Genomic DNA, 25,784 nt, shown 5'->3' with positions numbered 1-25,784 from the left:
CCCTCTTCGGCCGTGATCTTTGCGGGAGAGGGGAAATCCTCGGCGCAAAGATTGCGGTAAGGAACCGCAAGGGGCCGGACTTTTACCGGTCATGATGATGACGGCCACCTGGTGTGAACCCCATCCGGAGGACCTTCGCCCCACGCCGCGCGACGGCCGCCGCTGGTGCGGCCCGCTGGAGCCCGTGCTGCGCCGGCTGTGGTCCCCCGAGGACGGGCCGCCGGGCTCCGGGCTCGTCGCCGCCGTGGACGACCTGGCCGCCCTCGAGTACGGCCCCGCCGTACGGCTGGCCGCCGGGCTGGCCATGGTGTGGATCGGCGGCGGGGGGATCGGCTACGTGGTGAAGGATCCCGACGGCGTCACCGGCCGCAGCCTGAGCTTCACCCGGGCGGCCGCGGACCCGCAGGCGCCGTCGGCCGCGCGCACGCTGGCCGCCCACGCGCTGTGCGATCTCGACGGGCTGGCCGGGACGCTGGAGTGGCGGGCGCTCGCCCGGCGCTGCCTGCCGTTGTTCCGCGAGCGTCCGGCGCCCGGGCCACGGGACTGGTGGGCGGAGTCGTTCGCCCTCGGGACCCCCGAGCGCATCGGTGTCCATCTCGGCGGCGACCTGGCCATGGCCGGGACCGTCGCCGCCTATCACCAGCGGATCGTGGCCTCCTATCCGGGCCCGCCCTATCTCCCCTGATCTCCCGCGCGGCGCCCCTCCCCGCGCGGGGCCCGGGCAGGACGCTCCACCCCGGCGCCCTGCCCGGGCACCATCCGTCCCTCCGGCTGTCTGGGGTCACCTGCGCCTCGTGTCCGGCTCGCCGGGGGAATTCGGGGGCATGGTTGGTCATCCGGCTCAACATTTCCGGCGAATAGTGACATGCTCGGGACGCGGCGCACCCGCCGCCTTGGTCCGGATCACGGGAGTGTGGTGCCAGTGGAGGCACCGTTCGACGACCGCCTGCTGCATCAACGGGTGGTCGGCGGCGATGAGTCCGCGCTCGGGGAGGTCTATGACCACCTCTCGTCGCTGATCTTCGGTCTCGCCCTCCGCGTCACCCGGGACCGCGTGATCGCCGAGGACATCACCCAGGAGGTCTTCCTGATCTTCTGGGAGCGGCCCCTGGCCTACGACCCCGACCGGGGCACCCTGCGCGCCTGGCTGGCCACGATCGCGCACCGCCGTGCGGTGGACCACGTGCGCGCCGAGGAAAGGCGCCGCGTCTCGGTGCTGGGCCCTCGGCTGTTCGAGCCCGAACCTGAGAGACTGGAGGAGAGCGTGCTCGCCGCCGACGAGGCCAAGCGGGTACGGCAGGCGGTGACACGTCTTCCCGAAGGACTGCGCGAGGCCATTGAACTCGCCTACTTCGGGGGCCGTACATATCGGCAAGTCGGTGAGGAACTGGGCGTGCCCGAGGGCACGGCCAAGTCACGCATACGGCTGGCGCTGCGGCGCCTGGCCGACGCGCTGGCGGAGGAAGAGGTGTGATGGAGCCCGTAGAGCGTCTGTACCTGGACGCGCTCATGGAGGAGGCGGCCGTGCCCGAGCGGTCGCTCCGGCCACAGCTGCTGGCCGGGGCACGGGCTCGCCGCCGTCCCGCCGCGCCCACCGCACCCTGGGCCGAGCCGTACGCCGGACGGGTGGCCGCCATGGACGCGCTCCTGGCCTCCGCGGTGGACGACGACTGGGCTCGCGAGATCGTCGAAGGCTGGACGCTGCAGGAGCTCGTCGCCCACCTGGCCGCCAAGGACGGCCTGCTGGCCGCCTCGGTCGGCGCACCGGTGCTCGGCCCCGCCCTCGGCGCGACGGACGCGATGGGCCGCACCCACGAGGTCCAGGAGTACGAGCGCGCCCGCAGTCCCGAGCAGACCAGGCGCGACTGGCGGGCGCAGGCCGACGCCCTGTGCCGCCACCTGGCCGGGCTCAGCCCGCAGGGCATGGCCACCGTGGACGGCGTGGACGGCGCGCTCGGCGACCACGTGCTGGCCCGCGGGCTGGAGACGTGGATCCACACCGACGACGCCGCCTCGGTGGCCGGGATCCGGCTGCCGCACCCCGTCGCCGCGCACATCGAGCCGACCGCCGACCTGTGCGCGCGGCTGCTGCCCTGGACGATGCTGCTGTCGGGCATCGACGGCAGCGGCCGGACCCTCCATCTGACGCTGACCGGGCCCGGGGGAGGGGAGTGGATGATGCCCCTGGGCGTGCGGGACGCCGCTCCCGGCGACCCCGACGCCTCGATCACCGCGGACGTGGTCGCGTTCTGCTTCCTGCTGGGCGGCCGGCGCCCGCCCGAGACGTTCCCCGCCGAGCTGTCGGGCGACCTTGACCTGGCCAGGGACGTGCTGCGCACCGCCCCGGCGCTGTCGGGGCCCTGATCAGAGCCTGGCCGCGGCCTCGGTGACCATCTCGCGCTCGTAGGCGTCGTCGCTCTCGGCCAGCACCCGCTTGACGCCCGCGCCGGCCCGAGCGTCGCCCCGGGCGGCCAGGCCGCGGGTGGCCTCGGCGACCGTGCGCAGGTCGGCGTCGTCCAGGCGCAGCGCCAGCGCCTCGCGGATCTCCGGGGTGTCGGCCTCCAGCGAGGACAGCCCGGCGGTGGCCCAGTCGCGGACCTCGGCGTCGTCGTCCCTGGTCATCCCGATCAGCAGGGCCAGGCCCTCGGCGTGGTCCGGCGGCAGGACGTCGGCCAGCGCGATGGGGTCGGTCATCGTGCGCTTGTGGTCGGGGCGGCCGAGGATGTCCAGGACCGCGGGCAGCGCTCTCGGGTCCCCCTGGTGGCCGAGCCCGGCCAGCACCGAGCGCAGCACCTGCGGGTTGCCCTCGGTCGTGGCCATCTTCAGCAGCAGCGGCAGCGTGCGCTCCAGGAACGGCTTCTCGCCGTCCTCGGTGACGCCGAACTGGGCGATGGCGTCCACGCCGAACTCGCGCTCGCGGGCGTCCTCGCTCACGCAGAGCCGCGACAGCGCCTCGTATGCCTCCTCGTCGGCCCGCTTGCCGAGCGAGTCGGCGACGATCCACCAGGTCTCGGCGTCCTCGTCGGTGTCGCGGTGGGACAGGGCGCGGGTGATCAGCTCCGGGATCGGCGTGTAGACCCCGGCGGCGTCCTCCAGCAGCGTGGCGACGGCGGCGTGCCCGCGCTGCGCCTGCACCTGCTCGCTCTGCTCGCCGTCGGCCGAGCGCCCGGCGACGGTGACCAGCTCGGTGCCGTCCTTGGCGAACTGCCTGGCCACGACGTACTCCCAGTCCTCCTGGCCGATCTGGTCCAGCAGGGCGGTCTCCAGGTGCACGCCCACCCAGGTCAGCGCGATGTCGAGGGGGCTGTCGCCGTCGCCGTCGTACTTCTCCGGATTGGCGCCGCCCTCCAGCAGCACCCGGACCGCGCCGAGCGCGCCACGCCGGGCGGCCAGGGTCAGCGGGGTGTCGCCGTCCTCGTTGGGCTCGTCGACCAGCGCGCCCGCCTCGATGAGCGTGCGGGCGGCGTCGGCGTTGCCGTTGGCCGCCGCCCACAGCAGCGCGTGCCAGCCGCCGCTCTCCTTGGCGTTGACGTCGGCGCCGGCCGCCAGCAGCGCCTCGATGACCGCCACCCGGTCCCAGGAGGCGGCCGCGCACAGCGCGAGCCCTTCCTGCCCTGCCTCGTCGGGTCCCGCACCGGCGGCGAGCAGCGCGCCCACGGCCTCGAGATCGCCCTTCAACGCCGCCTGGTACAGCTCTTCCTCACGCATGACAGCGACCCTAGCGCCTGGGCGGGGCGACCAGAGCCCCAGTCACGGGGTGTGTCAGCGGTACGGCGCGGCCCCCCGGGAATCCTCCTCCCGGAGGACTCACCAAAGCCGCGAAACGCGATATGTTGCGATTATGAGTGAACCTGGGGGACTGCGCGCTTCCGACGCAGAGCGCGAGGCTGTCGTCGAGATGCTGCGTGAGGCCTCAGTCGAAGGCAGGCTCACGCTCGTCGAGCTGACCGACCGGACCGAAGCCGCCTACACCGCGACCACCCACGCCGAGCTGGCCCTGCTCACCCAGGACCTGCCCGCCGCCGGCGCCGTCCCCGCGCCCGCCCCCACGCCGCCTTCGCGCACCAAGCGCTGGTTCCTGGCCATCATGGGCGACACCAAGCGGCGCGGGAAGTGGCGTGTCGACCAGGAGCTCGGCGCGGCGGCCGTGATGGGCGACGTGGTGCTCGACCTGCGCGAGGCCGAGGTGCGCACCAACGTCATCGACGTCACCGCCATCGCCGTCATGGGGGATGTCAAGATCATCGTCCCCGACGGGGTCGAGGTGGACGTGGACGGCTTCGCCATCATGGGCGACAGGAAGGTCGACGTCCTGGAGGCGCCCCCGGGCGTGAAGGCGCCGGTCGTGCGGGTGCACGGCTACGCGGTGATGGGCGACGTCAAGGTGTACGGCGACGCCCGGGCCAAGCCGATCAAGCGCGGCTGGGCGGCCTGGCGCGAGCACCTCGGCATCGCCCCGGGCCAGGGGTGGAGCGACTACCGCCACTGATGCGAATCCCGGCCGGGTCCAGCGCGTAGTGAGGGGTGACATCCACCGCGCGGTGAGGACGCCGGATGCGGGATCGCGCAGACTTCGGGCGCCACGCCGGCGAACGATCGGCCGCCGGCGAACGATCGGCCCGGCTGACGGCCTCACGCCACCGGCGCCGCGGCCACCGGGCTGAGCGCCTCGGCGTAACGCTCCAGGACCACGTCCACCAGCTCGGGCGCCGGGCCCAGCACGTCCGCCACGACGTCGGCCCCGCACTCCCGGCGGACCTTGTCGGCGAAGTAGCCCGGCGCCAGCAGGTACGGGGCCACCGCCACCCGCGGGGCGCCCGCCCTCCTGAGGGCGGCCACCGCCTCGGCGGGCGTCGGCCCCGCGGCCGAGGCGTAGGCGGGCGCCGCCTGCCACCAGCCGGCCGTCCGGCCCGGGCCGCCCTCCGACCACAGGCGGGCCAGGTCGGCGATGACCGCGTTGGCCCGGGCGTCGCTCGAGCCCGCGGAGACCAGGACGACGGCGGTGTCCGGGTCGCCGGGCCGTACCCCCGCCTCGGACAGGCGGCGCTCCAGGGCCGTCAGCAGGAGCGGGTGGGGGCCGAGCGTGGCGCCGTAGTGGACGCGCAGGCGCGGGTCGCGGGCACGGGCCTCGTTGAGGGCGGCGGGCAGGTCCACGCGGCTGTGGTATGCCTCGGTGAGCAGCAGCGGCAGCACCACGGCCGAGCGCAGCCCGTGCAGTGCCTGGCCCAGCGTGGGGGCGGCGTGGTCCAGGTAGGCCGTGCGCACCTCCAGGTCGGGGCGGGCCAGCCGTACGTCGTCGAGCAGCGCCTCCACCGTCGCCGCGGCGCGCGGATCCCGCGAGCCGTGGGCCACCGCGACCAGCGGCACCGAGGGGGTGGCGAGGGGTGGGCGCGCCGCGGACAGCGCGCCCACCCCCGCTACCGGGACCTCGCCCCTGCCAGAACGGGGCCCCTCGCCCGCCGGATGCCGCCCGTCGGGCGAAATTTCGGTGAAGGTGGTGGTCAGAGGTGAATGCCGCATTCGGTCTTCCCCAGGCCCGACCAGCGACCGCTGCGCGGGTCCTCGCCCTCGGCCACCTGGCGCGTGCACGGCGCGCAGCCGATCGACGGATAGTTGTCGTAGTGCAGCGGGTTGACCAGCACTCCGTTGTCGGCCATGTAGTTGTCGACGTCCTCCTGCGTCCAGGAGGCGATGGGGTTGACCTTGACCATCTGCCGCCGGGCGTCCCACTCCACGACCTTGGTGCCGGCGCGGGTGGGCGACTCGTCGCGGCGGATGCCGGAGATCCAGGCCAGGTACGGCTCCAGCGCCCGGTTCAGCGGCTCGACCTTGCGCAGGAAGCAGCACAGGTCGGGGTTGCGGCCGAACAGGCGCGGACCGAGGTCGCGCTCCTGCTCCCCGACCGTCCGCGACGGCATCACGTTGATCACGTTGACGTCGTAGACCTGCTGTACGGCGTCGCGGGTGCCGATCGTCTCGGCGAAGTGGTAGCCGGTGTCGATGAACAGCACGTCGATGCCCGGCTTGACCCGGCTGACGAGGTCGATCAGCAGGGCGTCGCTCATCGAGGAGGTCAGCGTGAGCCGGTCCCCGAAGGTGGCCGCGGCCCAGCGGATGATCTCGCGGGCGGAGGCGCCCTCCAGGAAGATGGCGGCGGACTCGACGATGTTCTGCAGGTCGAGCGTGCCGCGTTGACTTCGCAGTCCGACCTCGATGTCGACGAGCGTCATATCTTTACCCCGATTCCCAGGAATTTCAGCTTGAAGGCGCGGGCGCAGGCGCGGCAGTACCAGCCGCCGTCGCCCTCGTAGGGCTCCAGGTCCTCGTCCCCGCAGTACGGGCAGTGGAAGGGGACCGCGCGGGCGCTCATCTGAGGTCCGCCTCGTCGGCCCGCTGCACCCAGTCGGCGAAGCTCTCGCCTTCCTTCTTCTGGGCCTCGTAGTGGGTGACCACCCTTTCGACGTAGTCGGGCAGGTCCTCCGCGGTGGTCTTCAGGCCGCGCACCTTGCGGCCGAAGCCCGGGTTGACGCCGAGCGAGCCGCCCAGGTGGATCTGGAAGCCCTCGACCTGCTCGCCCCTGTCGTTGACGACCAGCTGGCCCTTGAGGCCGATGTCGGCGACCTGGATGCGGGCGCAGGAGTTGGGGCAGCCGTTGACGTTGATGGTCAGCGGTTCCTTGAAGTCCGGCAGGCGGCGTTCCATCTCGTCGATGAGGTGGGCGGCGCTGGCCTTGGTCTCGACGATGGCCAGCTTGCAGTACTCGATCCCGGTGCAGGCCATGGTCTGGCGGCGGAAGGTGGAGGGGTTGACCCGCAGGTCGTTGGCCTCCAGTTCGGCCACGATGCTGTCGACCCGGTCGGGGGCGACGTCGAGGATGACCATCTTCTGCTCGACGGTGGTGCGCACCCGGCCGGAGCCGTGCCGCTCGGCGATGTCGGCGATCAGGTGGAGCTTGTCGCCGTCCAGACGGCCGACCTTGGGCGCGAAGCCGACGTAGAAGTTGCCGTCCTTCTGCGGGTACACGCCGACGTGGTCGCGGCGGGCGCCGCGCGGGGCCTCGGGCGCCGGGCCGTCGGGCAGCGGCTCCTTGAGGTACTCGGTCTCCAGGACCTCGCGGAACTTCTCGACGCCCCAGTCGTTGACGAGGAACTTGATCCGCGCCCGGTGGCGGAGCCGCCGGTACCCGTAGTCACGGAATATCCCGATCACGCCGCCGTAGACGTCGGCGACCTGCTCGGGCCGGACGAACACGCCGATCCGCTTGCCGAACATCGGGTTCGTGGACAGGCCGCCGCCCACCCACAGGTCGTAGCCCTTCTCCCCGCTCGGCAGCCGCACGCCCACGAACGCCACGTCGTTGATCTCGTGCACCGTGCAGTGGGCCGGGCAGCCGCTGATCGCCGACTTGAACTTGCGCGGCAGGTTGGAGTACGCCGGGTCCCCGATGTACTCGTCGTGCACCTCGCGGATCTCGCCGGTGCCGTCCAGCACCTCCTCGGCGTCGATCCCGGCCAGGGGACATCCCATGATCACGCGGGGCGTGTCACCGCACGCCTCGGTGGTGGACAGCCCGACCGCCTCCAGGCGCTCCCAGATGTCGGGGACCGACTCGATCTCCACCCAGTGCAGCTGGATGTTCTGCCGGTCGGTCACGTCGGCGGTGCCCCGCGCGTGCTCGTTGGCGATGTCGGCGATGACCCGAAGCTGCCGGAGGTTGAGCTGACCGCCGTCGATGCGGACGCGCAGCATGAAGTAGCGGTCGTCGAGCTCCTCCGGCTCCAGGATCGCCGTCTTGCCGCCGTCGATGCCGGGCTTGCGCTGGGTGTAGAGGCCGTACCAGCGCATGCGGCCGCGCAGGTCGGCCGGGTCGATGGAGTCGAACCCGAGCTTGGAGTAGATGTCGATGATGCGCTGGCGAACGTTGAGACCGTCGTCGTTCTTCTTGTTCTCTTCGTTCTTGTTGAGGGGTTCGCGGTATCCGAGGGCCCATTGGCCCTCGCCGCGCGGGCGCTTGTGGTGCCGGCTGGCAGGGGTGCTCATTGCGCGTCCTTAGAGTTTGTGGGCGCGCGGCTGGTATTCCTCCTGCCTCACCGTTGAGTGCAGGGGACCCAGAAGAGCTTGTGCGACGCGCGCCGCTGCGAGAGAACAGGCAGGGATTAGCGGGCGTCGCAACAGATGGCACTGCGGACACGCTGGAGGTCGACGTGGCGTCGACCGACGAGCATGGGGTCCGCTGGCATGTTCTAGACGATACCTGGGCGGACGGGGATGTCCAAGATGGGGTCCAGACTCTGGGATGACAATAGGGGTACCCCTATTCACCCCTGACGGGGCCAGTCGAGCTCGGTTTCCTTGGGCTCGGCGACGGGTTGATGCTGGCAGTCGCACCAGGAGCCGCCCCGGCACTCCTCGTGGCGGCGATCCTTGCAGCTTTCGCAGATCACCTTCGACATTGTCGCATTGGAATGTTGTTCGGTTAGAGTGCGGTGCCATGGACCTCATGCGCGAGCTCGTGGCCGACCTGCGTGATGAGACCGCCTCCCTGCAGGCGCTGCTGAGCCCGCTCGAGCCCGCCGGGTGGGAACTGCCCACCCCCGCGGAGGGCTGGGCGATCCGCGACCAGATCAGCCATCTCGCCTACTTCGACGACGCCGCCGTCGGCGCCGCCACCGACCCCGCCGCCTTCCGCGCCGCCGCGGCCGCCCTCACCTCCGCCGACGAGCCGGTCGAGCGGGCGCGCTCGATGGCCCCGGCCGAGGTGCACGCCTGGTTCGGTACGGCACGCGCCGCCCTGCTGACCGCCCTGTCCGGCCTCGACGCCAGGCGGCGCCTGCCGTGGTACGGCCCCGACATGTCGGCCGCCTCCTTCGCCACCGCCCGCCTCATGGAGACGTGGGCCCACGGCCAGGACGTGGCCGACGCCCTCGGCGTCACCCGCGAGCCGGCGGCCAGGCTGCGCCACGTGGCCACGATCGGCGTGCGGGCCCTGCCGTACAGCTTCGTGGTCAGGGGGCTGGCCGTCCCCGAGCGGCCGGTCAGGGTCGAGCTGACGATGCCCGGCGGCCAGGTGTGGACGGCGGGACCGGACGGCGTGCCGGACGTCGTGCGCGGCCCCATGCTGGACTTCTGCCTCCTCGTCACCCAGCGTGCGCACCGCGACGACACCGCGCTGGAGGTCTCCGGCCAGACCGCGGCGGCGTGGACGGCGATCGCCCAGGCGTTCGCCGGTCCTCCGGGTCGGGGCAGGGCGCCCTCGGGGAAGGCCCGGATGCCCCGGCCGGACGCGCGCTGAGATGCTGGATACATGCGGACACTGCTGAACGTCATCTGGCTGATCTTCGCCGGGATCTGGCTGGCGATCGGCTACGCCGTCGCCGGCGTCATCTGCTGCATCCTGATCATCACCATCCCTTTCGGCATCGCCTCGTTCCGGATCGCCGGATACGCGCTGTGGCCGTTCGGCCGCACGGTCGAGCGCGACCCGGACGCCGGGGTGATGTCCACGATCGGCAACGTCATCTGGTGCGTGGTGGCCGGGATCTGGCTGGCCATCGGGCACGTGATCACCTCGATCCCGCTGTTCGTCTCGATCATCGGGATCCCGATGGGCATCGCCAACCTCAAGATGATCCCGGTTTCGCTGCTGCCCCTGGGCGCGCGGATCGTGGACGTCAAGTAGAGGGGATGTACCTGCGCATAAGCTGTCGGGAAGTACTCCCGCGAGAAGCGTTGGTGCCATGACGTCGACCGATGCGCCCACCCGGCGCACCCCTCGCAAGCAGCGCAGGCAGGCCCTGACCAAGGTCAGGACCCACCTGAGCTGGGTGCGCGACACCAAGTCGTGGGCGCTCGTGCGCGCCACGACGAACGCCGGGGTGGACTATCGGGTGACCGGGCTGGCGGGGGAGGCGGCGTTCTTCGCGCTGCTGTCGCTGCCGCCGTTCGTGCTCGGGCTGATCGGCGTGCTGGCCAAGCTGGGCGTCTGGCTGGGCAAGGAGAACGTGGGCAAGGTCGAGCAGTGGGTGCTCGACCAGGCCGGGGTGCTGTTCACCGCGGACGCGGTCGAGAAGGTCGTCAAGCCGCTCATCGCCGACGTGCTCAGCGACGACGCCGGCAAGGTCTCGATCATCTCGCTGGGATTCCTGCTGTCGCTGTGGTCCGGGTCGCGGGCCCTCTACGTCTACGTGGACCTCATCTCGGTCGCCTACGGGCTCGGCGAGGAACGCGGGATCGTGCGCACCCGCCTCATGTCCTTCGGCCTTTACATCGTGGGGCTGGTCATCGGCATCATCGTCATGCCGGTGCTGGTCATCGGGCCCACCCTGCTCAGGGAGACGTTGCCCGCGCAGTACGCGCCGGTGATCGACTTCGCCTACTGGCCGGTGGTCATCGTCGGCTCGGTGCTCTTCCTGAGCGTGCTCTACCACGTGAGCGTGCCGGTGCGGACCCGCTGGTTCCGCGAGCTGCCGGGGGCGATCCTGGCGTTGTTCCTGTGGATCGTCTGCGCGGCCGTGCTGCGGTCGGTGCTGGCCGCGTGGATCTCGCCGGTCTCGATCTACGGCTCGCTGGCGGCGCCGATCGCCGTCCTCCTCTGGCTCTACATCACCGCGCTGGCCGTGCTCATCGGGGCCATCTTGAACGCCGAAGTCGACCGGCTTTGGGGTGACGCCCGAGGAAATATCGGGAGATAGGCGGCGGCTGCCGCGGACCTTCCGCTCACACCGGCCCGAGCGCCTTCCGCTATCGTCTAGGGCGTCGCGACTGGCGCATAAGGTGGGCCTGAACCACCGGGGAGCGGAAGGTGCGGAGGCCGAGCGCCTGGGTCTCCGCGAGGATGTCAACGATGACAGGAGTGCCATGTCTTCTCTCGCTAGCGTCGACCCGCAGATCGCGGAGCTGGTCAAGGCGGAGGAGCGCCGCCAGGCCGACACCGTCAAGCTGATCGCCTCGGAGAACTACGTCTCCAAGGCGGTGCTCGAGGCCACCGGCACGGTTCTGACGAACAAGTACTCCGAAGGCTACGCCGGCAAGCGCTACTACGAGGGCCAGCAGGTCATCGACCAGGTCGAGGCCCTGGCCATCGAGCGGGCCAAGGCGCTGTTCGGCGTCAACCACGCCAACGTCCAGCCGTATTCGGGCTCGCCCGCCAACCTCGCCATCTACCTGGCCTTCCTCCAGCCCGGCGACACCGTCATGGGCATGGGCCTGCCCTTCGGCGGCCACCTGACCCACGGCTGGTCGGTCAGCGCCACCGGCAAGTGGTTCAACCCGGTCCGCTACGGCGTCCGCAAGGACACCGGCCGCGTCGACATGGACGAGGTCCGCGCCCTGGCCCTGGAGCACCGGCCCAAGCTGATCTTCTGCGGCGGCACCGCCATCCCGCGCACCATCGACTTCGAGGCATTCGCCGCCGTCGCCCGCGAGGTGGACGCCGTCCTCGCCGCCGACATCGCCCACATCGCCGGCCTGGTCGCCGGCGGCGCCCACCCCTCGCCCGTGGGCCACGCCGACGTCATCTCCACCACCACCCACAAGACCCTGCGCGGCCCGCGCGGCGCCATGCTCATGGCCACCGCCGACGAGCACGCCACGGCGCTCAACAAGGCCGTCTTCCCCGGCCTGCAGGGCGGCCCGCACAACCACACCACCGCCGCCATCGCCGTGGCCCTGCACGAGGCGAACACCGACGCCTTCAAGGCGTACGCCCACCAGATCGTCGCCAACGCCAAGGCGCTGGCCGAGGAGCTGTCCAGCCGAGGCTTCGACCTCGTGTCCGGCGGCACCGACAACCACCTCATCCTGCTCGACCTCACCCCGAAGGGCATCGGCGGCAAGCCCGCCGCCCAGGCGCTCGACCGGGCCGGCCTGGAGACCAACTACAACGCCGTCCCGTTCGACACCCGCAAGCCCTTCGACCCCTCCGGCATCCGCATCGGCACCCCGTCGGTCACCAGCCGGGGCATGAAGGAGGCCGAGATGCGACAGATCGGCGCCTGGATGGACGAGGTCGTCACCGCCCTGGCCAAGGGCGACGCCGAGGACGTCATCACCCGCGTCCACCACGAGGTCAGCGAACTCACCGCCCAGTTCCCCGCCCCCGGCATTTCCTAGCCCCCGCGGGCGGGCTTCCGTCTCGACGGCCACGCGGGGCTTTCCGTCTCGACGGCGCTGGATTTTGTACGGCGGGGCCGTGCGGGCCACCGCCCGCCGCCTCTGGCTCGCGCCCATCGGTCTCACGGCCGCCGGGCGCGGGCCTTCTCGCCGTTACGGCCGCTTTCTCAGCCGGCCAAGTGGGTCGGCCGACACCTGGAAACGGGCGGCCCGCCGTACCCGCACGAGACATCGGCGCCCGCCGCTCTCGGGGGATGAGCGGCGGGCGCCGGGTCTCCGGAGAGGGCAGGCTCCGGAGACGGGCCGGTTGACCGGGTCTGGGGGACAGGGATCCGGAAACCGGCGGGGAGGGCCGGAAGGCGAGGCTGCGTCGCCTTCGGGCCGAGGGCTGGGGGCCTTGCGGCCTTGCGGGCCTTCGCCGGGTTTGGTCCGGCCGGGCCGGGGTTAGCCGAGGTAGAGGTAGTCGGCGCCGTACGGGACCTGGACGCGGCGGCCGGTCTTGCACGGGCCCGTCGGCGCCACGCCGCCCGTGGTGTTGAGGCGGAGGATCGTGGTGGCGAAGGAGAGCAGGCCGCCGCGCTTGCCGGACTGGGTGGCGTCGAGGACCAGCTCGGGGATGTTGCCCTCGCCGTTCGGGGTCTTGGTGACCAGCTTGCCGCGCACGGCGCTGCCGTCGGGGGTGATCCACTGCGGCGGGCCGTCGAAGGCGTCGGCGAAGTCGTGCGCGATGCCGCGGCGCAGCTTGGCCGTGACGCCGAGCTGGACGAACGCGCCGCCCTTGCACTGGTAGAGCTGGGCGCCCTCGAGGACGTCGGCGGTCATCGCCCGGGGGTGGCCGAACGCGCGGCCGGACAACCGGCCGCGGACCGCGCCGCCGTCGAAGCCGGTGGTGTGCAGGTTGGAGTAGTACGCGCCCGGGTCGGCGGCGATGCGCTTGACGACTCCGCGGGGGACGGGCGCCTCGCCGGCCACGCCGGTCAGGTTCTGCGGCAGCCCCTTGGCGTCGGCGAACAGGTCGGCCACGACGTCGCCGTTCTTGCCCGGCGCGCCCTTGTGGACGTGGCCGTTGGTGGGGGCGTCGACGCCGGTCCAGGTGGCGGTGTAGGCGAGGGCGGCGCCGTTGGGACGCAGCCACCAGGTGGCGGCGCCGTCGTCGTCGCCGCGCCTCTTGCCGTCGCCGGCCTGGACCTCCTGGGCGCCGTCGGCCCTGGACGAGAGGGCGGCCGCGTTGCTGCCGTGCAGGACGCCGTTGAGGTCCACGGGCTTGGCGAGCCTGTGGAACCGGCCGCGGAGCGCGCCCTTGGGGAAGGCGGCGTTGTGGAGGTTGGCGTAGAAGCCGGCGGGATCGGCGGTGAGCTGCTCGACCAGGTCCGCGTCGGCGGTGGCGGTGCCGGTCACGCCGAGCACGCTCTTGGGCAGCGGCCGCTTGAAGAGGTCGAGCTTGACCTCGCCGTTGACGCCCTTGGCGCCGAGGTGGATGTGGGCGGCGGACGGCGCCTCCACCTTGTTCCACCGGATCGCGAACGTCACCTTGCCGCCGCTGATCTTCAGCACCACGGTGGCCCGGCCGTCACCGTCGCCCTTCACGCCCACCTCGTTCGCGCCGCGCAGCCCGGCGGCAAGATAGACGTCGGGCGAGCCGGTGTGCACCGGCGAAAGGGAAGCGGCCAGAATTGCGCCGGAAATGGCGAACGTCAGCATCGTTAACCTCTTTTACTGGGTGATTCTCCCTCGGTACGGCAGGCAGTACGCGCGATCACCACGGAACGGTTCAACGAAGTTTCCAAGAAATTGAAAAAGCCCTCCCACCGCAGGTGAGAGGGCTGGGAAAGCGTATTCAGATATCGACGGTGAGCAGGGTCAAGCCCGTTGACGTGACGACTTCGAAGCGGTCGATCTGGTCCGCGCTCCACGCGCTGCCGCCGTGCATGTAAAGCGGGTTCGGCTGGCCTTCGACGCCATATCCGGGCGGCGGCACGGCCCATCCGGTCATCGATTTGCGCGCGCCGTTCTTGGCGACCGCGATCAGCTCGCACTCCAAAGGTCCTTTGACGCCTTCGAGTTTGAGCGCGGCGTGCGTGCCCCATTTCTTGGACTCGTAGACCACGCCGCCGCGCACGCCGCTCGTGCTCGTGCCCACGGCCGGGGTGCCCTCCTCGTAGAACTGCTCGGCCGGGCCCGCCCCGGGATGGTGCGCTCCCTCGGCTATCGGCTGCGGAGAGGGGCCGAGCCCGGCGCCCACCGCGATGCCGCCCGCCACTAGCGTCACCGCCGCCGCCACGCCGATCACCAGCGTGCCCCGGCGGGTGCGCCGGTCGGCCGCCTTGCGCCGCCTGAGAAGGTCGACGACCCGGGCCTCCCCGGGTTCGTCCGCCACGTCGGGTTCGATCGGGCCCACACCGGTCAGCACGCCCGCCATGCCCGACAACTCGGCCAGCTCCGCCGTACACGCCGGGCAGGTGGCCAGATGCGCCTCGAACGCCCGCTTGTCGTCGGCCTCCAGCAGGCCCAGGGCGTAGGCGCCCACATCGGTGTGCTCCACCCTCGCGCTCACGCCGTCACCCCTCTCTCCTCCAGCGCGACACGCAACGCGCGGATCGCGTAGTAGACCCGGGACTTCGCCGTGCCCACAGGGATCCCCAGCGCTTCGGCGGCGTCGTTGACCGACCTGTCGCGCAGGATCGTCTCGTTGAGAATCTCGCGGTGCGCAGGTGACAACGACTTCAGCGCCTCCGACACGACCACCTGGTGCAGCAGAGTCTCCATCTCGTCGGGGACGGGGACGCTCTCCAGCGGCCCGTCACCTGACTCCTGTGGACGAGCGTCCTTGCGCCGCCGGTCATCGATGACGATACGACGGGCGACCGTGGCGAGCCAGGGCATCAGCGAAGCGGCCTCGCCGTCGAGCTGGTCCGCGCTGCGCCAGGCCCGGATCATGGTCTCCTGCACCACGTCCTCCGCCCACTGCCGATCGCCGCCGACCAGCCGTGCCACGAACGCCAGAAGCGGCCGGTGGTATTCGCGGTAGAGCGCGGTGACCGCGCGCTCGTCCTCGCCCCGCCCGGCCGGGCGCAGATGCCGGACCAGCGTGCGCAGTCCAGGTTTCGGCATGGATACGGCTCCGTCAGCCGACACTGAGGGGTAGGTGCTGAGTCGCATCATGCCCCTTTCCGGTTGGGCCGGCGAAATCCGGCGTCGGCAGAGAGTACGGAGGGCGGCGCGGCGAAGGTTCAACGACGTTGTGAAGTTGCCGTGATCGCCCGCGGCCGCGTACAGTGGCCGGGCGCGCACCGGCGCGCCCAGAGCTGGGAGGTGAGGACGCATGCGGGTTGTTCTGACGAGCCTGTCGTCCATCAGCCTCCGGGTGCTCAGCTGATCGAGTGACCCGGGGATTCCCACATCCTCGAAGGTGTCACCAACCTTGATTTACGATCTTTCTCTGCTCGGCTGGACCGGCTCTCTGGCCGCCGAGCTGCCTGCCGATACCCTTCCGGCCCGCGTGTCGCGCGTCGACCGCGGCGCCGCCGACGTGATCGCGGCCGACGGCCAGCATCAGGTCAAATACGGCGCCCGCGTGCGCCGCGCCTCTGCCGAGGATCCGGTCGCGCTCCCGTGCGTGGGCGACTGGGCCGCGCTGCGCCTGCTCGACGAGGGCCGCTACGAGCTCGACGCGATCCTGCCCAGGCACACCTCGTTCGTCCGGGGCGGCGTCAGCCGTACCTCTCGAGGGGGGTTGTCGAACGACGGGCAAGGACAGGTGCTGGCCGCGAACGTGGACGTCGTCTTCGTGGCCGAGCCGTCCATGCACGCCACCGACTTCGCCGACCTGGCCCGCATCGAGCGGCTCGTCGCGCTGGCCTGGGAGTCCGGCGGCACGCCCGTCGTGCTCATCACCAAGTCCGACCTGTTCGAGGACGGGCTGGACGAGCTGCTGGCCGACGTGCGCACCGCCGCGCCCGGGGTGGACGTGCACGCCGTCTCGTCCCTGCTGGGTGACGGCGTCGAGCTGGTGCGCTCCTACCTGGAGGGCTCCAGGACCGCCGTCGTCCTCGGGCCGTCCGGCGCGGGCAAGTCCACGCTCGTCAACGCCCTGGCCGGCGGCGAGGTCATGGAGACCCAGCTCGTCCGCGCGGGCGACGGCCGCGGCCGCCACACCACCGTGCACCGCGAGCTCATCCCGCTGCCCGGCGGCGGCCTCGTCATCGACACCCCCGGCATCCGCCGGGTCGGCCTGTTCGGCATGACCGACGGGGTCGACCTCGTCTTCTCCGACATCGACGACCTGGCCCGGGCGTGCCGGTTCGGCGACTGCGGGCACGACGAGGAGCCGGGGTGCGCGGTGCTGGCCGCGGTGGAGAGCGGGGAGCTGCCCGAGCGCCGGCTGCTCAGCTGGCGCAAGCTGCAGCGCGAGGCGGCGTGGATGGCCACCCGGACGGACGCCAGGCTGCGCAAGGAACAACAGAACAAGTGGAAGATCATCCACAAGGAGATGCGCCGCTCCGGCCGCAACCGTCCTTGACCGATCCACCCCGAGGGCTGCCCTGCGGCCCTTGGGGCGCCCGGCTCGTCAGTAGGACGCGACCACCTCGAGCAGGAGGAACGGCCGTTCGCGGCGCGGGTCGCGGTAGGGCCGCAGGGGCGCGGTGGCGTCCTTGTGGCCGTTGCCGCGTTCCCAGGTCTCGAACGCCTGCAGGTTCTCCCACTCACTGACCACGACGAAGTCGGCGCCGTCGTGCACGGGACGCCACAGCTCGCTGCCGAGCAGCCCCGGAGTCCCGCGCAGCTGGGTGCTGATCTTGTGGAAGGCGGCGACGACCTGGTGCTCCGCGCCCTCGGGCGCGCGGTACCACAGCAGCACCCGCACCTCGGCCGGGCTCACGCGACCTCCCCGGCGGGCTTGAGCAGGGATCCCACCACGTGCATGGTGGTGATCGTGGCCGACTCCCGGTACGGGTGGAGCAGCGCGCGGTGCTCACCGTGCTCCCAGCTCTCCTCGAACTCGCGAAAGCGCCGCTCGTCCACCCAGTCGCTGCAGATGTAGTAGACGCCCTCCTCGCCGGTGCTGCGCATCAGCCAGTGGCCGAGGTTGGCCGGATGGTCGGTGACCGCGGCGCCCACCGACCGCCAGACCCGCTCGAACTCCTCCTCCATGCCGCTGCGGATGTTCATCGTGAGGATGACGCGGAAGCCGGGACTGGCCATGTCAGGTGCCTCCGTCCACGTTGATGATCTCGCCGGTGACGTAGCTCGCCGCGTCGCCGGCCAGGAAGACGACCACGTTCGCGACCTCCTCCGGCAGCCCCAGCCGGCCGAGGCTGATGATGCGCTTGTACTGGTCGGCGCGCTCGGCGGGCAGCTCGACCGTGTCGATGATCCCGGGAGCCACCACGTTGACCCGGATGCCGAGCGGCCCGAGCTCCTTGCAGAGCGTGCGGGTCAGCCCGGTCAGCGCCGCCTTGGACGCTGTGTAGTGGGCGCGCAGCGGCAGCCCGACCGAGGCCACCCGCGAGCCGACGAAGATCAGGGAGGAGCCCGGGCGCATGAGCGGCAGCGCCCGCTGCGCGACCGTGAAGGCCCCGGTCAGGTTGGTGTCGACGATCCGTCCCCATTCCTCGAGGGTCAGCTCGGCGAAGGGCACGTGGGAGATCACGCCGGCGTTGCACACCACGACGTCCAACCGGCCGAACGTGTTCTCGCACTCGGCGATCAGCCTGGAGACGTCGGCGGGCTCGGCCACGTCCGCCCTCGTCAGGCGGTGCTCGCCGCCGATGGTCTTGAGCTCGTGGGCCAGCGTTTCCACCGCTTCCGATTCGTTCCGGTAGCAGGCCACGGCGCCGGCGCCTGATCTGGCCAGCGCGAGCGTCACCGCCCTGCCGATTCCCCGGGTGCCGCCCGTCACGAGGGCGACCTTGCCGTCCAGTCGGATGTCCATGTCTCCTGCGTATCAGCGCTGTCTACCACCCACGGGACCGCGCCTCCTCCGCGCAGAGGAGGCCGGGATCGGTACCCCGGCAGGAAGACGGCCGAGCCCCGGCGCGTGAGGCTGACGCCGTATCCGACACACAGGGGAGGGTCGCATGCAGCGACTGGCGATCATGTTCAGGATCAAGCCCGGCACCGAGGACAAGGTGCGGGATCTGCTCGCCAACTACGCTCCTCCGGAGCGGGTGGCGGCCGACGGCACGAGGATGCTCAGCACGTCCGTCTTCATGAAGGACGGCATCGTGGTCCGGATGATCGAGATCGAGGGCAGCCTTCCCGCGCTCATGGCCCACGTCTCGCAGGACCCCAGCATCCAGTACGTGGAAAGCGAGCTGGACAAGTACGTGGTGGAGGAGGACCGGCGCGACGCGAGCACTCCCGACGGCGCCCGCGCGTTCTTCATGCGCATGTCCATGGAGCACATCACCACGCGCGTGGCGCCGCGCGAGGGTGCCGAGGCATGAGCGAGGGCGGGTCCTACCTGATCACCGGGGCCACCGGGCCGGTGGCCGAGGCCACGATCGCCCTGCTGGCCAAGCGTGGCGACATGCTGATGCTCACCGGGCGGAACGAGGAGCGGCTGGCCGAGCTCTACCGGATCTACGGCGCTCCCGGCCGGGTCGAGACGCTCGCCGCCGACGTCACGACCGGCGAGGGGGCCCGGGCGGCGGCCCAGGCCACGATCTCTCAGTTCGGCCGGCTCGACGGTTTGATCCACATGGTGGGCGGCTTCCACGCCGGCCCGGTCGCCCTGACCGAGGACGAGGACTACGAGCGGCTGATGCGGGTGAACTTCCTGTCCGCGGTCAAGGCGACGCGGGCCGTACTGCCGCATCTGCGCAGCGGCGGGCGGCTGGTGTTCTTCGGCTCGCCGCTGGCCGCCGAACCGCTGGCCGCTCTCGGCGGATACGCGGCGAGCAAGGCCGCGCTGATCACGTGGATGCGCGCGCTCTCCCACGAGGTGAAGCACCGCGACATCCACGCCAACGCGGTGATCCTGACGATGGCCGACACGCCGCAGGCCAGGAAGGAGCGGCCGCACGTGGACTTCACGCAGACCGTCTCACCCGACCTGGTGGCCAGGGTCGTGGCGTTCCTGACCGGCACGGCCTCCGACGGACTGTACGGCAGCCTGGTGCCGGTGATGGGCCTGTTCGGCTTCAGCAGCGCGCTGGCCGGTCCGGCGAGAGCGGGCTGAGCGGCATGCTCGTCGACGTGCACGGCCATCTGGCCCCGCCCGGTGAGCGGCGCTCCGGCGGCCCGCCGGGGCTGCACGACCCGGAGGCGATGATCGAGGCCAAGCTGGCGCTCGGGATCGACCTGACGATCATCGGCAGCCCGGTCGGGGCGGGCTCCATGCTGCCCGGCACGGGAGCGGCGAACTACCGCCAGGACGCCGCGACCGTACGGGGCCACAACGAGGCGCTCGCCGAGCTGGCCCGGCGCCACCCCGCCCACCTGCGCTGTTACGCCTACCTCGACCCGTTCGGCGGCGAGGCGATGCTGCGGCAGGCGGCCGATCTGCTCGCCGAGCCGGAGTTCGTCGGCCTCATCGTCAACACCAGCGTCGAGGGCCGCTTCCTCAGCTCGCCGGGAGCCGACGACTTCTTCGCCCTCGCCGCGGAAACCGGCGTGCCGGTGCTCCTGCACCCGCCCGCCGAGCCCGTGGGCACGGAGGCGATCCTGGACCTGGGACCGGGCCTGGTCGAGCACCTGGGCAGGCTGAACGACGTCACCATGGGGGTCGCCGCCCTGGTGTGCTCCGGGCGGCTCGAACGCCACCCCGGGCTCCAGCTCATCGCGCCCGGTGGCGGCGCCGCGCTCGCCCTGCTTCCCGAGAAGCTCGACCTGGCCATGGCGCCACGCCCGGGCCGCGGCCACGACGGGCCGGCCCGCCGATGGCTGCCCAGCGACTCGATGCGCCGGCTGCTGGTCGACACCTCCTGCCCCAACGCCGCCCAGCTCCGGGCCAACCTCGAGGTGTTCGGCCCCGGGCAGCTGTTGTTCGGGACCGACGCGCCGCCGCTGATGAGCGAGCTGACGCGCATGGTGGAGCTGGTCTCGGCGGTGGAGGCGGGCGTGCTGTCGGCGAACGCCGCGCGCGTGTTCGGGCTGGGGGTGCGGGCGTGAAGGGGCCCGTCCGCGTCGTGCTGGTCATGACGGTACGGCGGGAGCACACGGAAGAGTTCGAGCGCGCCTGGCGGAAGGCGGCCTCGTGGGTCAGGGGCCAGCCGGGTTGCCTGAGGCAGTCGCTCTGCCGTACGGACGAGGCTTTCGTGCTCTTGTCGGACTGGGCGGACGAGGAGACCTTCCGCCGGTTCGAACGCAGCCCCGAGCAGGATGACATGACGGCCGACCTGCGCGGGTTGCGGGAGTCCTCCCGGATGGAGGTGCAGCGGATCCTGCATCATTACTGATGGCATTCCAGGCTTAATACCGCCTTCTCCTGAAGGTGGTATTAGCCATGTCCGAAACTCGGAATCCTGACATACTGTGTTAACCGTCCAATAGTGCGATTCCTTGTTAAATGCCGAAACTTCTCCTACTGTGGCAGCGTAGATCTTCGGCTTCTGCCGTGAAAGTTCTGCTTTCAGCTGTCAATCGGGGGATTGGCTGGCAGACGCCGCTCGGGGGAAGACAGGGGGTGCCCACGCTGTCGCGGCATCAGTGGACGGCTGTCATGCCGGGGCTCCATCTCGCGGAGCTTCTGCTCGGAATCGTGATCGGGGTGCTGCTCACCTCGGGGGTCTGGCTGGCCAGGCGGCGCGCCGCCGGCAGGGCTCCCACCGGCTCGGCCGAGGCGTTCGAGGAGCGACGGCGCATCGCCAGGGAACTCCACGACGGCATCGGGCACGGGCTGCTCGTCATCGCCATGCACGCCCGGGCGCTGCCCGCGCTCGCACCGCAGACCAGGCCGGTGGCCCAGGCGATCGACGAGACGGTGAGCGACGTCCTGAGCCAGGTCCGCTCGGCCGTCGGAGTGCTGAGGAGCGGCCGGCGCCCGCCGGCGGGGGGCTGGCTCGCGCCGTTGTCGGCGCAGGTCGCCGCGCTGATCTCCAACCTGCCGAGCGGGGCGCCCGCCGTACGGCTGGCCATCAGAGGAGTCGAGCAGCAGCTCGGCGCGCGGGTGGGCGACGTGGCGCTCAGGCTCGTCCAGGAGGCGCTGACCAATGCCTGCAAGCACGGCGGCGACCTGCCCGTGCGCGTCGATCTCGGCTTCGGCGAAAGGCTGGAGGTGAGCGTCACCAGCGGCACCGGCGAACTGGTCGAGCACGTGCCGTCCATGGCGGGTTACGGGCTCAACGGAATGTGCGAGGGAGTGGTCGCGGAGGGCGGCAGATTCGAATGCGGTCCATTAACCGGCGGGGGATTCCTTGTCCGGGCTTCATTACCGATCGGGGAGAAGGTGCATGAAGCGCGTGCGTATAGCGATCGTGGATGACCAGCCGTTGGTGCGGCGGGGTTTGCGGGCGACGTTTGAGGATGCGGCTGATGTGGTGGTGGTGGGTGAGGCGGGTAATGGGGTGGAGGCGGTTCGGGGGGTGGAGTTGTGGCGGCCTGATGTGGTGTTGATGGATATTAATATGCCGCGGATGGATGGGTTGGAGGCGACGCGGCGTTTGTGTGGGGGTGTGGGGCCGCGGGTGGTGATTTTGACGATGTATGACGAGGATGAGTTGTTGTTTGAGGCTTTGCGGGTGGGGGCTTCGGGTTTTGTGTTGAAGGATTCGTCTCCTGAGTTGCTGGTGGAGGCGGTGCGGATGGTGGCGGTGGGGGAGGGTTTGTTGTCGCCGTCGGTGACGCGGCGGTTGATTGCGGAGTTTGCGCGGCGTCCGGTGGTGCCGGTGGGGGTGGTGCCGGGGTTGGCGGGGTTGACGGAGCGGGAGGTGGATGTTTTCCGGTTGCTGGTGCGGGGGTGCCGGAATGAGGATATTGCGCGGTTGCTGGTGTTGGGGGAGTCGACGGTGAAGTCGCATGTGCAGCATCTGTATCAGAAGCTGGGGGTGCGGGATCGGGTGCAGGTCGTGATTTACGCCTACGAAAACGGACTCGTGCAACCCGGCTGCGACGGGGACTTCATCAACGCGGCCCCGGCTTCGTACGGCGGCAGAGCCTGAGATCGTCCAAAGGACGAGCCGGTTTCTCATCACAGTGGTGGAAGACCCGCCGGACAGGTCGTTCCTACCGTGACCGCTGTGGACGATACAGGTGCGAACCAAGAGGGAACGACCAGGCGGCAGCTGCTGCTCACCTCCGCGGCGGGGGTCGCCGCGCTGGGACTGGGGTTAGGCCGGAGCCAGGCGGCGACGGCGACGCGGACCCGCGCGGGCGGGGTGCCGCCGCGAGACCCGCTGCTGGTGCTCGGCAAGTTCGTGGACAGGCTGCCGATCCCGCCGGTGGTACGGCCGCAACGGCGCGGCTCCACCTGGGAGCTGACGATCCGCATGCGGACCGTGCGGCGGAAGCTGCACTCCGAGCTGCCCGCCTCCACCCTGTGGACCTACGAAGGCGCCTTCCCGGGGCCGACCGTCGAGGTCGAGCGGGGCCAGCGGGTCAGGGCGACCTGGGTCAACCAGCTGGAGGGCACGATGCCGATCATCGCGGTGCGGGCCGCGGAGGACGCCATCGGCCGCCCGGGCGAGCCGCCGACCAACTGGCCGGGCAGAGAGAAGACGGAACCGGTCACGGGCGTCGAGCAGATCCCGCCCTGGGCGGCGGTGCACCTGCACGGCGCGCACGTCGGCGCCGGCAACGACGGCTGGGGGGAGAACGTGATCCTGCCCGGCGACGCCCAGCTGTCCGAATATCCCAACACCCAGGCCGGCACGACGCTGTGGTACCACGATCACGCGATGCACCTGACCCGCTGGACGCAGATGGCCGGGCTGGCCGGGATGTACGTCATCCGCGACAAGGAGGAGGCCGCCCTCGGCCTGCCGCGGGGGAAGTACGAGATCCCCCTCATCCTGTGTGACCGGAACTTCGACCTCGACGCGAACAAGAAGCCGACGGGCCAGCTGCTCCACAAAGTGGAGATCGCCAGCCCGATGAAGATCATCGTCCCCTTCGCCGGGCCGTACACGCTGGTCAACGGTGTCATCTGGCCCTACGCCGACGTGGAGGCCCGGTGGTACCGCTTCCGGCTGCTCAACATGTCGAACTCACGGGTCTACCGCCTGGTCGTGCTCGACGAGCAGAACCAGGTCGTGCCGGGCGCGCTCAAGCTGATCGGTACCGACCAGGGGCTGCTCGGCGCGCCCGCGCCGCTGACCGGGCCGCTGGTGCTGTCCCCGGCCGAGCGGGTGGACGTGCTCGTGGACTTCAGGGAACTGGCCGGCAAGACGCTCAAACTCGTGGACACCCGCCCGGGCATCACCCCGGGCCAGCCCGACCTGTCGAACAACATCAACGAGCCGGACGTCATGCAGTTCCGGGTCGCGGGCAAGACCGGAGGCGACCGCTTCGCCCTGCCCGCCACGCTCTCGCCCACGTTCAAGCGGTTCACCCTCGCCGACCTGCCTCCCGGCCACGCAATCCGGTGGATCGTCCTGACCCGGCCGGGCGCCCCCGCCGAGGCGGAGCAGTGGGAGATGACCGAGGTCGACCCCGCCACCGTGACGATCCCCGGCGACGGCATCGTCCAGGTCCAGGGCCCCGACGGGCAGATCAAGACGCTCAAGCGGATCTCCAAGAACTTCAACGACACGGCCAACTTCCTCATCGAGCGCGGCCAATGGGAGGAGTGGCGCTTCCTCGACCTCGGCGGCCCGCCCCACCCCATGCACCTGCACGCCGTCGACTTCCACCCCGTCGCCCGCGACATCTACGACGTCAGCGGCTGGTCCAGGGCCGCGCGGGGGACGACCAAGCCGATCAAGTACCTTCGCCCGGGCGTGCTCGAACCGCACGAACTCGGCCGCAAGGACGTGATCCGGGCGGCGGGCGGCGAGGGCTTCACCGGCGAGCTCATCACCATCGCGGTCCGCTTCGACGCCGTCGGCCGCTTCGTCTACCACTGCCACACCCTTGAGCACGAGGTGCACATGATGCGGCCGTTCGTGGTCATGCCGACCGAGATGATGACCTTCGGCGGGCACCCCGCCGGGCACGGCGGGCACTGATGAAGGTCATCGGCGCCGGCTTCGGGCGTACCGGCACCACCTCGCTGAAGATGGCGCTGGAACGGCTCGGCTACGGACCCTGCTACCACATGTTCGACATCGTCGAGGAGCCCGCCAGGATCGGTACCTGGATCGACGCCGCCGAAGGCCGCCAGGTCGACTGGGACCGGGCCTTCCAGGGCTACGGCAGCGCCGTCGACTTCCCCGTCGCCGCGTTCTGGCGCGAGCTGACCGCCCGCTACCCCGACGCCAAGGTCATCCTCACCGTGCGCGACCCGGACGCCTGGTACGACAGCGCCACCAGGACCATCTTCAAGAAGGCGAGGCGCGCCCGCCGGCTCTCGGGCGGAATCGGCCTCAAGCTGGTCTCGTGGCTGGCCCCGGATCTCGCGGCGTTCGTGAGGATGACCGATACCGCCATCATGCGCAGGGTTTTCGCGGGCAACGTGGCCGACCGGCGCCACGCCCTGGAGGTGTTCGACCGGCACATCAAGGACGTCGTGGCCGAGGTGCCCCAGCAACGTCTCCTGGTCTACGACGTCTCCCAGGGATGGGAGCCGCTGTGCGACTTCCTGGGCGAAGCCGTACCCGGAGAGCCCTTCCCCCGGGGCAACGACGCCCGCACCTTCGAGCAGGAGGAGCGAGAGCGCGTGCGGCGCCTCATCGCCCGGCGGCGCTGACGGGCGGTCGCGTCCCGGCGGCCGGCGCCCGGCCGCCGGGTCGTCTCTGCCAACGGTCAGCCGTCGTTCTGCGACAGGTCAGCTACAGGGCGCAGGGTAGTGCTCGTCCCTAGGGGGAGGAGACGGGCATGATCCGGTTGATGATCGTGGATGACCAGCCGTTGGTGCGGCGGGGTTTGCGGGCGACGTTTGAGGATGCGGCTGATGTGGTGGTGGTGGGTGAGGCGGGTAATGGGGTGGAGGCGGTTCGGGGGGTGGAGTTGTGGCGGCCTGATGTGGTGTTGATGGATATTAATATGCCGCGGATGGATGGGTTGGAGGCGACGCGGCGTTTGTGTGGGGGTGTGGGGCCGCGGGTGGTGATTTTGACGATGTATGACGAGGATGAGTTGTTGTTTGAGGCTTTGCGGGTGGGGGCTTCGGGTTTTGTGTTGAAGGATTCGTCTCCTGAGTTGCTGGTGGAGGCGGTGCGGATGGTGGCGGTGGGGGAGGGTTTGTTGTCGCCGTCGGTGACGCGGCGGTTGATTGCGGAGTTTGCGCGGCGTCCGGTGGTGCCGGTGGGGGTGGTGCCGGGGTTGGCGGGGTTGACGGAGCGGGAGGTGGATGTTTTCCGGTTGCTGGTGCGGGGGTGCCGGAATGAGGATATTGCGCGGTTGCTGGTGTTGGGGGAGTCGACGGTGAAGTCGCATGTGCAGCATCTGTATCAGAAGCTGGGGGTGCGGGATCGGGTGCAGGTCGTGATTTACGCCTACGAGAACGGACTCGTCCAACCCGGCCGCGACGGAGACACCATTGAGGGGACGGCCTCCTCCCCCGCGAAGGGCAGGCCGTTCCCGGGAGACATCCGGCACGCCGCTTCCTAGCGTTTCACGGAGGCGGAGGACAGCAG

At 70.8% G+C, this 25,784-nt stretch carries 30 protein-coding genes and 1 riboswitch; of the genes, 18 read left to right on the top strand and 12 right to left on the bottom strand.

Annotated elements, in window-relative coordinates; genetic code table 11:
• Positions 1-91: 91 nt before the first annotated feature.
• From FVE25_RS09265 to FVE25_RS09255, 3 genes are all read left to right on the top strand, one after another.
• Positions 92-685 (top strand): hypothetical protein, encoded by a 594-nt coding sequence (locus tag FVE25_RS09265; RefSeq protein ID WP_157246001.1) that lies wholly within the window; start codon positions 92-94, stop codon positions 683-685.
• Positions 686-922: 237 nt separating this feature from the next.
• Positions 923-1,474, top strand: coding sequence for a sigma-70 family RNA polymerase sigma factor (locus FVE25_RS09260; RefSeq protein ID WP_219825402.1), 552 nt, complete (start codon positions 923-925; stop codon positions 1,472-1,474).
• A complete protein-coding gene (locus FVE25_RS09255) occupies positions 1,474-2,364 on the top strand; it encodes a maleylpyruvate isomerase family mycothiol-dependent enzyme (RefSeq protein WP_157245999.1) in 891 nt (296 codons plus the stop codon). Before FVE25_RS09260 ends, FVE25_RS09255 begins: the two co-directional genes overlap by 1 nt.
• On the opposite strand, the gene FVE25_RS09250 is transcribed toward FVE25_RS09255, so the two are convergent.
• Positions 2,365-3,708 carry an ankyrin repeat domain-containing protein gene (locus FVE25_RS09250; protein ID WP_246266830.1) on the bottom strand — a complete coding sequence of 448 codons (1,344 nt, stop codon included), beginning with the start codon at positions 3,706-3,708 and terminating at the stop codon, positions 2,365-2,367.
• Positions 3,709-3,841: 133 nt separating this feature from the next.
• Here FVE25_RS09250 and FVE25_RS09245 point away from each other — a divergent pair, with 133 nt between their 5' ends.
• On the top strand, positions 3,842-4,489 hold the full coding sequence (locus FVE25_RS09245; protein ID WP_157245998.1) for a DUF1707 SHOCT-like domain-containing protein: 648 nt from the start codon (positions 3,842-3,844) through the stop codon (positions 4,487-4,489).
• A gap of 143 nt (positions 4,490-4,632) precedes the next feature.
• Here FVE25_RS09245 and FVE25_RS09240 read toward each other — a convergent pair whose 3' ends face one another.
• The 5 genes from FVE25_RS09240 to FVE25_RS56965 all read right to left on the bottom strand — a co-directional run bounded on the left by FVE25_RS09240 (position 4,633) and on the right by FVE25_RS56965 (position 8,240).
• On the bottom strand, positions 4,633-5,520 hold the full coding sequence (locus tag FVE25_RS09240; protein WP_157245997.1) for a sirohydrochlorin chelatase: 888 nt from the start codon (positions 5,518-5,520) through the stop codon (positions 4,633-4,635).
• The gene (locus FVE25_RS09235) at positions 5,502-6,230 is read right to left on the bottom strand and encodes a phosphoadenylyl-sulfate reductase (protein ID WP_157245996.1); all 729 of its coding nucleotides are present in this window, start codon (positions 6,228-6,230) and stop codon (positions 5,502-5,504) included. Before FVE25_RS09235 ends, FVE25_RS09240 begins: the two co-directional genes overlap by 19 nt.
• Positions 6,227-6,370 carry an Insertion element protein gene (locus FVE25_RS09230; protein ID WP_157245995.1) on the bottom strand — a complete coding sequence of 48 codons (144 nt, stop codon included), beginning with the start codon at positions 6,368-6,370 and terminating at the stop codon, positions 6,227-6,229. The genes FVE25_RS09235 and FVE25_RS09230 overlap by 4 nt, the downstream gene beginning before the upstream one ends.
• Complete coding sequence (locus tag FVE25_RS09225) at positions 6,367-8,040, bottom strand: nitrite/sulfite reductase (protein WP_157245994.1); 1,674 nt, start codon at positions 8,038-8,040, stop codon at positions 6,367-6,369. Before FVE25_RS09225 ends, FVE25_RS09230 begins: the two co-directional genes overlap by 4 nt.
• A 116-nt stretch (positions 8,041-8,156) precedes the next feature.
• A complete protein-coding gene (locus tag FVE25_RS56965; protein WP_311132608.1) occupies positions 8,157-8,240 on the bottom strand; it encodes a putative leader peptide in 84 nt (27 codons plus the stop codon).
• Between the two features lie 251 nt (positions 8,241-8,491).
• Here FVE25_RS56965 and FVE25_RS09220 point away from each other — a divergent pair, with 251 nt between their 5' ends.
• The 4 genes from FVE25_RS09220 (at position 8,492) to FVE25_RS09205 (ending at position 12,111) form a co-directional block, all read left to right on the top strand.
• A complete protein-coding gene (locus FVE25_RS09220; RefSeq protein ID WP_157245993.1) occupies positions 8,492-9,292 on the top strand; it encodes a TIGR03084 family metal-binding protein in 801 nt (266 codons plus the stop codon).
• Positions 9,293-9,304: 12 nt separating this feature from the next.
• The gene (locus tag FVE25_RS09215; protein WP_157245992.1) at positions 9,305-9,679 is read left to right on the top strand and encodes a YccF domain-containing protein; all 375 of its coding nucleotides are present in this window, start codon (positions 9,305-9,307) and stop codon (positions 9,677-9,679) included.
• Between the two features lie 58 nt (positions 9,680-9,737).
• Positions 9,738-10,691, top strand: coding sequence for a YihY/virulence factor BrkB family protein (locus tag FVE25_RS09210; protein WP_246266828.1), 954 nt, complete (start codon positions 9,738-9,740; stop codon positions 10,689-10,691).
• A 56-nt stretch (positions 10,692-10,747) separates the two neighbouring features.
• Positions 10,748-10,831, top strand: a riboswitch (ZMP/ZTP riboswitch).
• 26 nt (positions 10,832-10,857) lie between these two features.
• Complete coding sequence (locus FVE25_RS09205; RefSeq protein ID WP_157245991.1) at positions 10,858-12,111, top strand: serine hydroxymethyltransferase; 1,254 nt, start codon at positions 10,858-10,860, stop codon at positions 12,109-12,111.
• A gap of 444 nt (positions 12,112-12,555) precedes the next feature.
• Here the strand turns inward: FVE25_RS09205 and FVE25_RS09200 are convergent, their stop codons facing one another.
• The 3 genes from FVE25_RS09200 to FVE25_RS09190 all read right to left on the bottom strand — a co-directional run bounded on the left by FVE25_RS09200 (position 12,556) and on the right by FVE25_RS09190 (position 15,222).
• Entirely contained in the window at positions 12,556-13,812 is a 1,257-nt protein-coding gene (locus FVE25_RS09200; protein WP_157245990.1) for a CHRD domain-containing protein, read from the bottom strand.
• A 136-nt stretch (positions 13,813-13,948) separates the two neighbouring features.
• Positions 13,949-14,665, bottom strand: a complete 717-nt coding sequence (locus FVE25_RS09195; RefSeq protein WP_157245989.1) for an anti-sigma factor family protein — start codon at positions 14,663-14,665, stop codon at positions 13,949-13,951.
• The gene (locus tag FVE25_RS09190) at positions 14,662-15,222 is read right to left on the bottom strand and encodes a sigma-70 family RNA polymerase sigma factor (protein ID WP_246266826.1); all 561 of its coding nucleotides are present in this window, start codon (positions 15,220-15,222) and stop codon (positions 14,662-14,664) included. Before FVE25_RS09190 ends, FVE25_RS09195 begins: the two co-directional genes overlap by 4 nt.
• 388 nt (positions 15,223-15,610) lie before the next feature.
• Here FVE25_RS09190 and rsgA point away from each other — a divergent pair, with 388 nt between their 5' ends.
• Positions 15,611-16,630 carry a ribosome small subunit-dependent GTPase A gene (gene rsgA, locus FVE25_RS09185; RefSeq protein ID WP_246266824.1) on the top strand — a complete coding sequence of 340 codons (1,020 nt, stop codon included), beginning with the start codon at positions 15,611-15,613 and terminating at the stop codon, positions 16,628-16,630.
• Between the two features lie 48 nt (positions 16,631-16,678).
• Here rsgA and FVE25_RS09180 read toward each other — a convergent pair whose 3' ends face one another.
• Genes FVE25_RS09180 through FVE25_RS09170 form a run of 3 tightly spaced genes read right to left on the bottom strand, consistent with a single transcriptional unit; the run spans position 16,679 to position 18,043 of the window.
• On the bottom strand, positions 16,679-16,990 hold the full coding sequence (locus FVE25_RS09180; RefSeq protein WP_157245987.1) for an antibiotic biosynthesis monooxygenase family protein: 312 nt from the start codon (positions 16,988-16,990) through the stop codon (positions 16,679-16,681).
• Positions 16,987-17,313, bottom strand: a complete 327-nt coding sequence (locus FVE25_RS09175) for an antibiotic biosynthesis monooxygenase family protein (protein ID WP_157245986.1) — start codon at positions 17,311-17,313, stop codon at positions 16,987-16,989. Before FVE25_RS09175 ends, FVE25_RS09180 begins: the two co-directional genes overlap by 4 nt.
• Position 17,314: 1 nt before the next feature.
• Entirely contained in the window at positions 17,315-18,043 is a 729-nt protein-coding gene (locus FVE25_RS09170; protein WP_157245985.1) for an SDR family NAD(P)-dependent oxidoreductase, read from the bottom strand.
• A 145-nt stretch (positions 18,044-18,188) separates the two neighbouring features.
• On the opposite strand from FVE25_RS09170, the gene FVE25_RS09165 reads away from it, so the two are divergent.
• The 9 genes from FVE25_RS09165 to FVE25_RS09125 all read left to right on the top strand — a co-directional run bounded on the left by FVE25_RS09165 (position 18,189) and on the right by FVE25_RS09125 (position 25,758).
• Complete coding sequence (locus tag FVE25_RS09165; RefSeq protein WP_157245984.1) at positions 18,189-18,557, top strand: TcmI family type II polyketide cyclase; 369 nt, start codon at positions 18,189-18,191, stop codon at positions 18,555-18,557.
• The gene (locus FVE25_RS09160; RefSeq protein ID WP_157245983.1) at positions 18,554-19,291 is read left to right on the top strand and encodes an SDR family oxidoreductase; all 738 of its coding nucleotides are present in this window, start codon (positions 18,554-18,556) and stop codon (positions 19,289-19,291) included. Before FVE25_RS09165 ends, FVE25_RS09160 begins: the two co-directional genes overlap by 4 nt.
• A 5-nt stretch (positions 19,292-19,296) precedes the next feature.
• Positions 19,297-20,223: an amidohydrolase family protein gene (locus FVE25_RS09155; RefSeq protein WP_219825401.1), complete on the top strand. Its 927-nt coding sequence runs from the start codon at positions 19,297-19,299 to the stop codon at positions 20,221-20,223.
• Positions 20,220-20,510, top strand: coding sequence for an antibiotic biosynthesis monooxygenase family protein (locus FVE25_RS09150; protein ID WP_157245982.1), 291 nt, complete (start codon positions 20,220-20,222; stop codon positions 20,508-20,510). Before FVE25_RS09155 ends, FVE25_RS09150 begins: the two co-directional genes overlap by 4 nt.
• 263 nt (positions 20,511-20,773) lie before the next feature.
• On the top strand, positions 20,774-21,535 hold the full coding sequence (locus tag FVE25_RS09145; RefSeq protein WP_181019511.1) for a sensor histidine kinase: 762 nt from the start codon (positions 20,774-20,776) through the stop codon (positions 21,533-21,535).
• On the top strand, positions 21,504-22,211 hold the full coding sequence (locus tag FVE25_RS09140) for a response regulator (RefSeq protein WP_157245980.1): 708 nt from the start codon (positions 21,504-21,506) through the stop codon (positions 22,209-22,211). Before FVE25_RS09145 ends, FVE25_RS09140 begins: the two co-directional genes overlap by 32 nt.
• Before the next feature lie 78 nt (positions 22,212-22,289).
• Entirely contained in the window at positions 22,290-24,215 is a 1,926-nt protein-coding gene (locus tag FVE25_RS09135) for a multicopper oxidase family protein (RefSeq protein WP_157245979.1), read from the top strand.
• Positions 24,215-24,895: a sulfotransferase family protein gene (locus tag FVE25_RS09130; protein WP_157245978.1), complete on the top strand. Its 681-nt coding sequence runs from the start codon at positions 24,215-24,217 to the stop codon at positions 24,893-24,895. Before FVE25_RS09135 ends, FVE25_RS09130 begins: the two co-directional genes overlap by 1 nt.
• Positions 24,896-25,023: 128 nt before the next feature.
• Positions 25,024-25,758, top strand: coding sequence for a response regulator (locus tag FVE25_RS09125; protein ID WP_157245977.1), 735 nt, complete (start codon positions 25,024-25,026; stop codon positions 25,756-25,758).
• The last annotated feature ends 26 nt before the right edge of the window (positions 25,759-25,784 follow it).

The organism is Nonomuraea typhae (assembly GCF_009760925.1).
Lineage (GTDB): Bacteria > Actinomycetota > Actinomycetes > Streptosporangiales > Streptosporangiaceae > Nonomuraea > Nonomuraea typhae.
The sequence above is the reverse complement of the archived record's forward strand: the minus strand, read 5'-3'. Positions and strand labels throughout refer to the sequence as shown.

What these genes read in the sequence shown, in the direction of transcription:
- FVE25_RS09265 (WP_157246001.1), top strand. Translation starts at nt 92, where the DNA reads ATGATGATGACGGCCACCTGGTGTGAACCCCATCCGGAGGACCTTCGC.
- FVE25_RS09255 (WP_157245999.1), top strand. Translation starts at nt 1,474, where the DNA reads ATGGAGCCCGTAGAGCGTCTGTACCTGGACGCGCTCATGGAGGAGGCG.
- FVE25_RS09250 (WP_246266830.1), bottom strand. Translation starts at nt 3,708, where the DNA reads ATGCGTGAGGAAGAGCTGTACCAGGCGGCGTTGAAGGGCGATCTCGAG.
- FVE25_RS09245 (WP_157245998.1), top strand. Translation starts at nt 3,842, where the DNA reads ATGAGTGAACCTGGGGGACTGCGCGCTTCCGACGCAGAGCGCGAGGCT.
- FVE25_RS09240 (WP_157245997.1), bottom strand. Translation starts at nt 5,520, where the DNA reads ATGCGGCATTCACCTCTGACCACCACCTTCACCGAAATTTCGCCCGAC.
- FVE25_RS09235 (WP_157245996.1), bottom strand. Translation starts at nt 6,230, where the DNA reads ATGACGCTCGTCGACATCGAGGTCGGACTGCGAAGTCAACGCGGCACG.
- FVE25_RS09230 (WP_157245995.1), bottom strand. Translation starts at nt 6,370, where the DNA reads ATGAGCGCCCGCGCGGTCCCCTTCCACTGCCCGTACTGCGGGGACGAG.
- FVE25_RS09225 (WP_157245994.1), bottom strand. Translation starts at nt 8,040, where the DNA reads ATGAGCACCCCTGCCAGCCGGCACCACAAGCGCCCGCGCGGCGAGGGC.
- FVE25_RS56965 (WP_311132608.1), bottom strand. Translation starts at nt 8,240, where the DNA reads ATGCCAGCGGACCCCATGCTCGTCGGTCGACGCCACGTCGACCTCCAG.
- FVE25_RS09220 (WP_157245993.1), top strand. Translation starts at nt 8,492, where the DNA reads ATGGACCTCATGCGCGAGCTCGTGGCCGACCTGCGTGATGAGACCGCC.
- FVE25_RS09215 (WP_157245992.1), top strand. Translation starts at nt 9,305, where the DNA reads ATGCGGACACTGCTGAACGTCATCTGGCTGATCTTCGCCGGGATCTGG.
- FVE25_RS09210 (WP_246266828.1), top strand. Translation starts at nt 9,738, where the DNA reads ATGACGTCGACCGATGCGCCCACCCGGCGCACCCCTCGCAAGCAGCGC.
- FVE25_RS09205 (WP_157245991.1), top strand. Translation starts at nt 10,858, where the DNA reads ATGTCTTCTCTCGCTAGCGTCGACCCGCAGATCGCGGAGCTGGTCAAG.
- FVE25_RS09200 (WP_157245990.1), bottom strand. Translation starts at nt 13,812, where the DNA reads ATGCTGACGTTCGCCATTTCCGGCGCAATTCTGGCCGCTTCCCTTTCG.
- FVE25_RS09190 (WP_246266826.1), bottom strand. Translation starts at nt 15,222, where the DNA reads ATGCCGAAACCTGGACTGCGCACGCTGGTCCGGCATCTGCGCCCGGCC.
- FVE25_RS09175 (WP_157245986.1), bottom strand. Translation starts at nt 17,313, where the DNA reads ATGGCCAGTCCCGGCTTCCGCGTCATCCTCACGATGAACATCCGCAGC.
- FVE25_RS09170 (WP_157245985.1), bottom strand. Translation starts at nt 18,043, where the DNA reads ATGGACATCCGACTGGACGGCAAGGTCGCCCTCGTGACGGGCGGCACC.
- FVE25_RS09165 (WP_157245984.1), top strand. Translation starts at nt 18,189, where the DNA reads ATGCAGCGACTGGCGATCATGTTCAGGATCAAGCCCGGCACCGAGGAC.
- FVE25_RS09160 (WP_157245983.1), top strand. Translation starts at nt 18,554, where the DNA reads ATGAGCGAGGGCGGGTCCTACCTGATCACCGGGGCCACCGGGCCGGTG.
- FVE25_RS09155 (WP_219825401.1), top strand. Translation starts at nt 19,297, where the DNA reads ATGCTCGTCGACGTGCACGGCCATCTGGCCCCGCCCGGTGAGCGGCGC.
- FVE25_RS09145 (WP_181019511.1), top strand. Translation starts at nt 20,774, where the DNA reads ATGCCGGGGCTCCATCTCGCGGAGCTTCTGCTCGGAATCGTGATCGGG.
- FVE25_RS09140 (WP_157245980.1), top strand. Translation starts at nt 21,504, where the DNA reads ATGAAGCGCGTGCGTATAGCGATCGTGGATGACCAGCCGTTGGTGCGG.
- FVE25_RS09130 (WP_157245978.1), top strand. Translation starts at nt 24,215, where the DNA reads ATGAAGGTCATCGGCGCCGGCTTCGGGCGTACCGGCACCACCTCGCTG.
- FVE25_RS09125 (WP_157245977.1), top strand. Translation starts at nt 25,024, where the DNA reads ATGATCCGGTTGATGATCGTGGATGACCAGCCGTTGGTGCGGCGGGGT.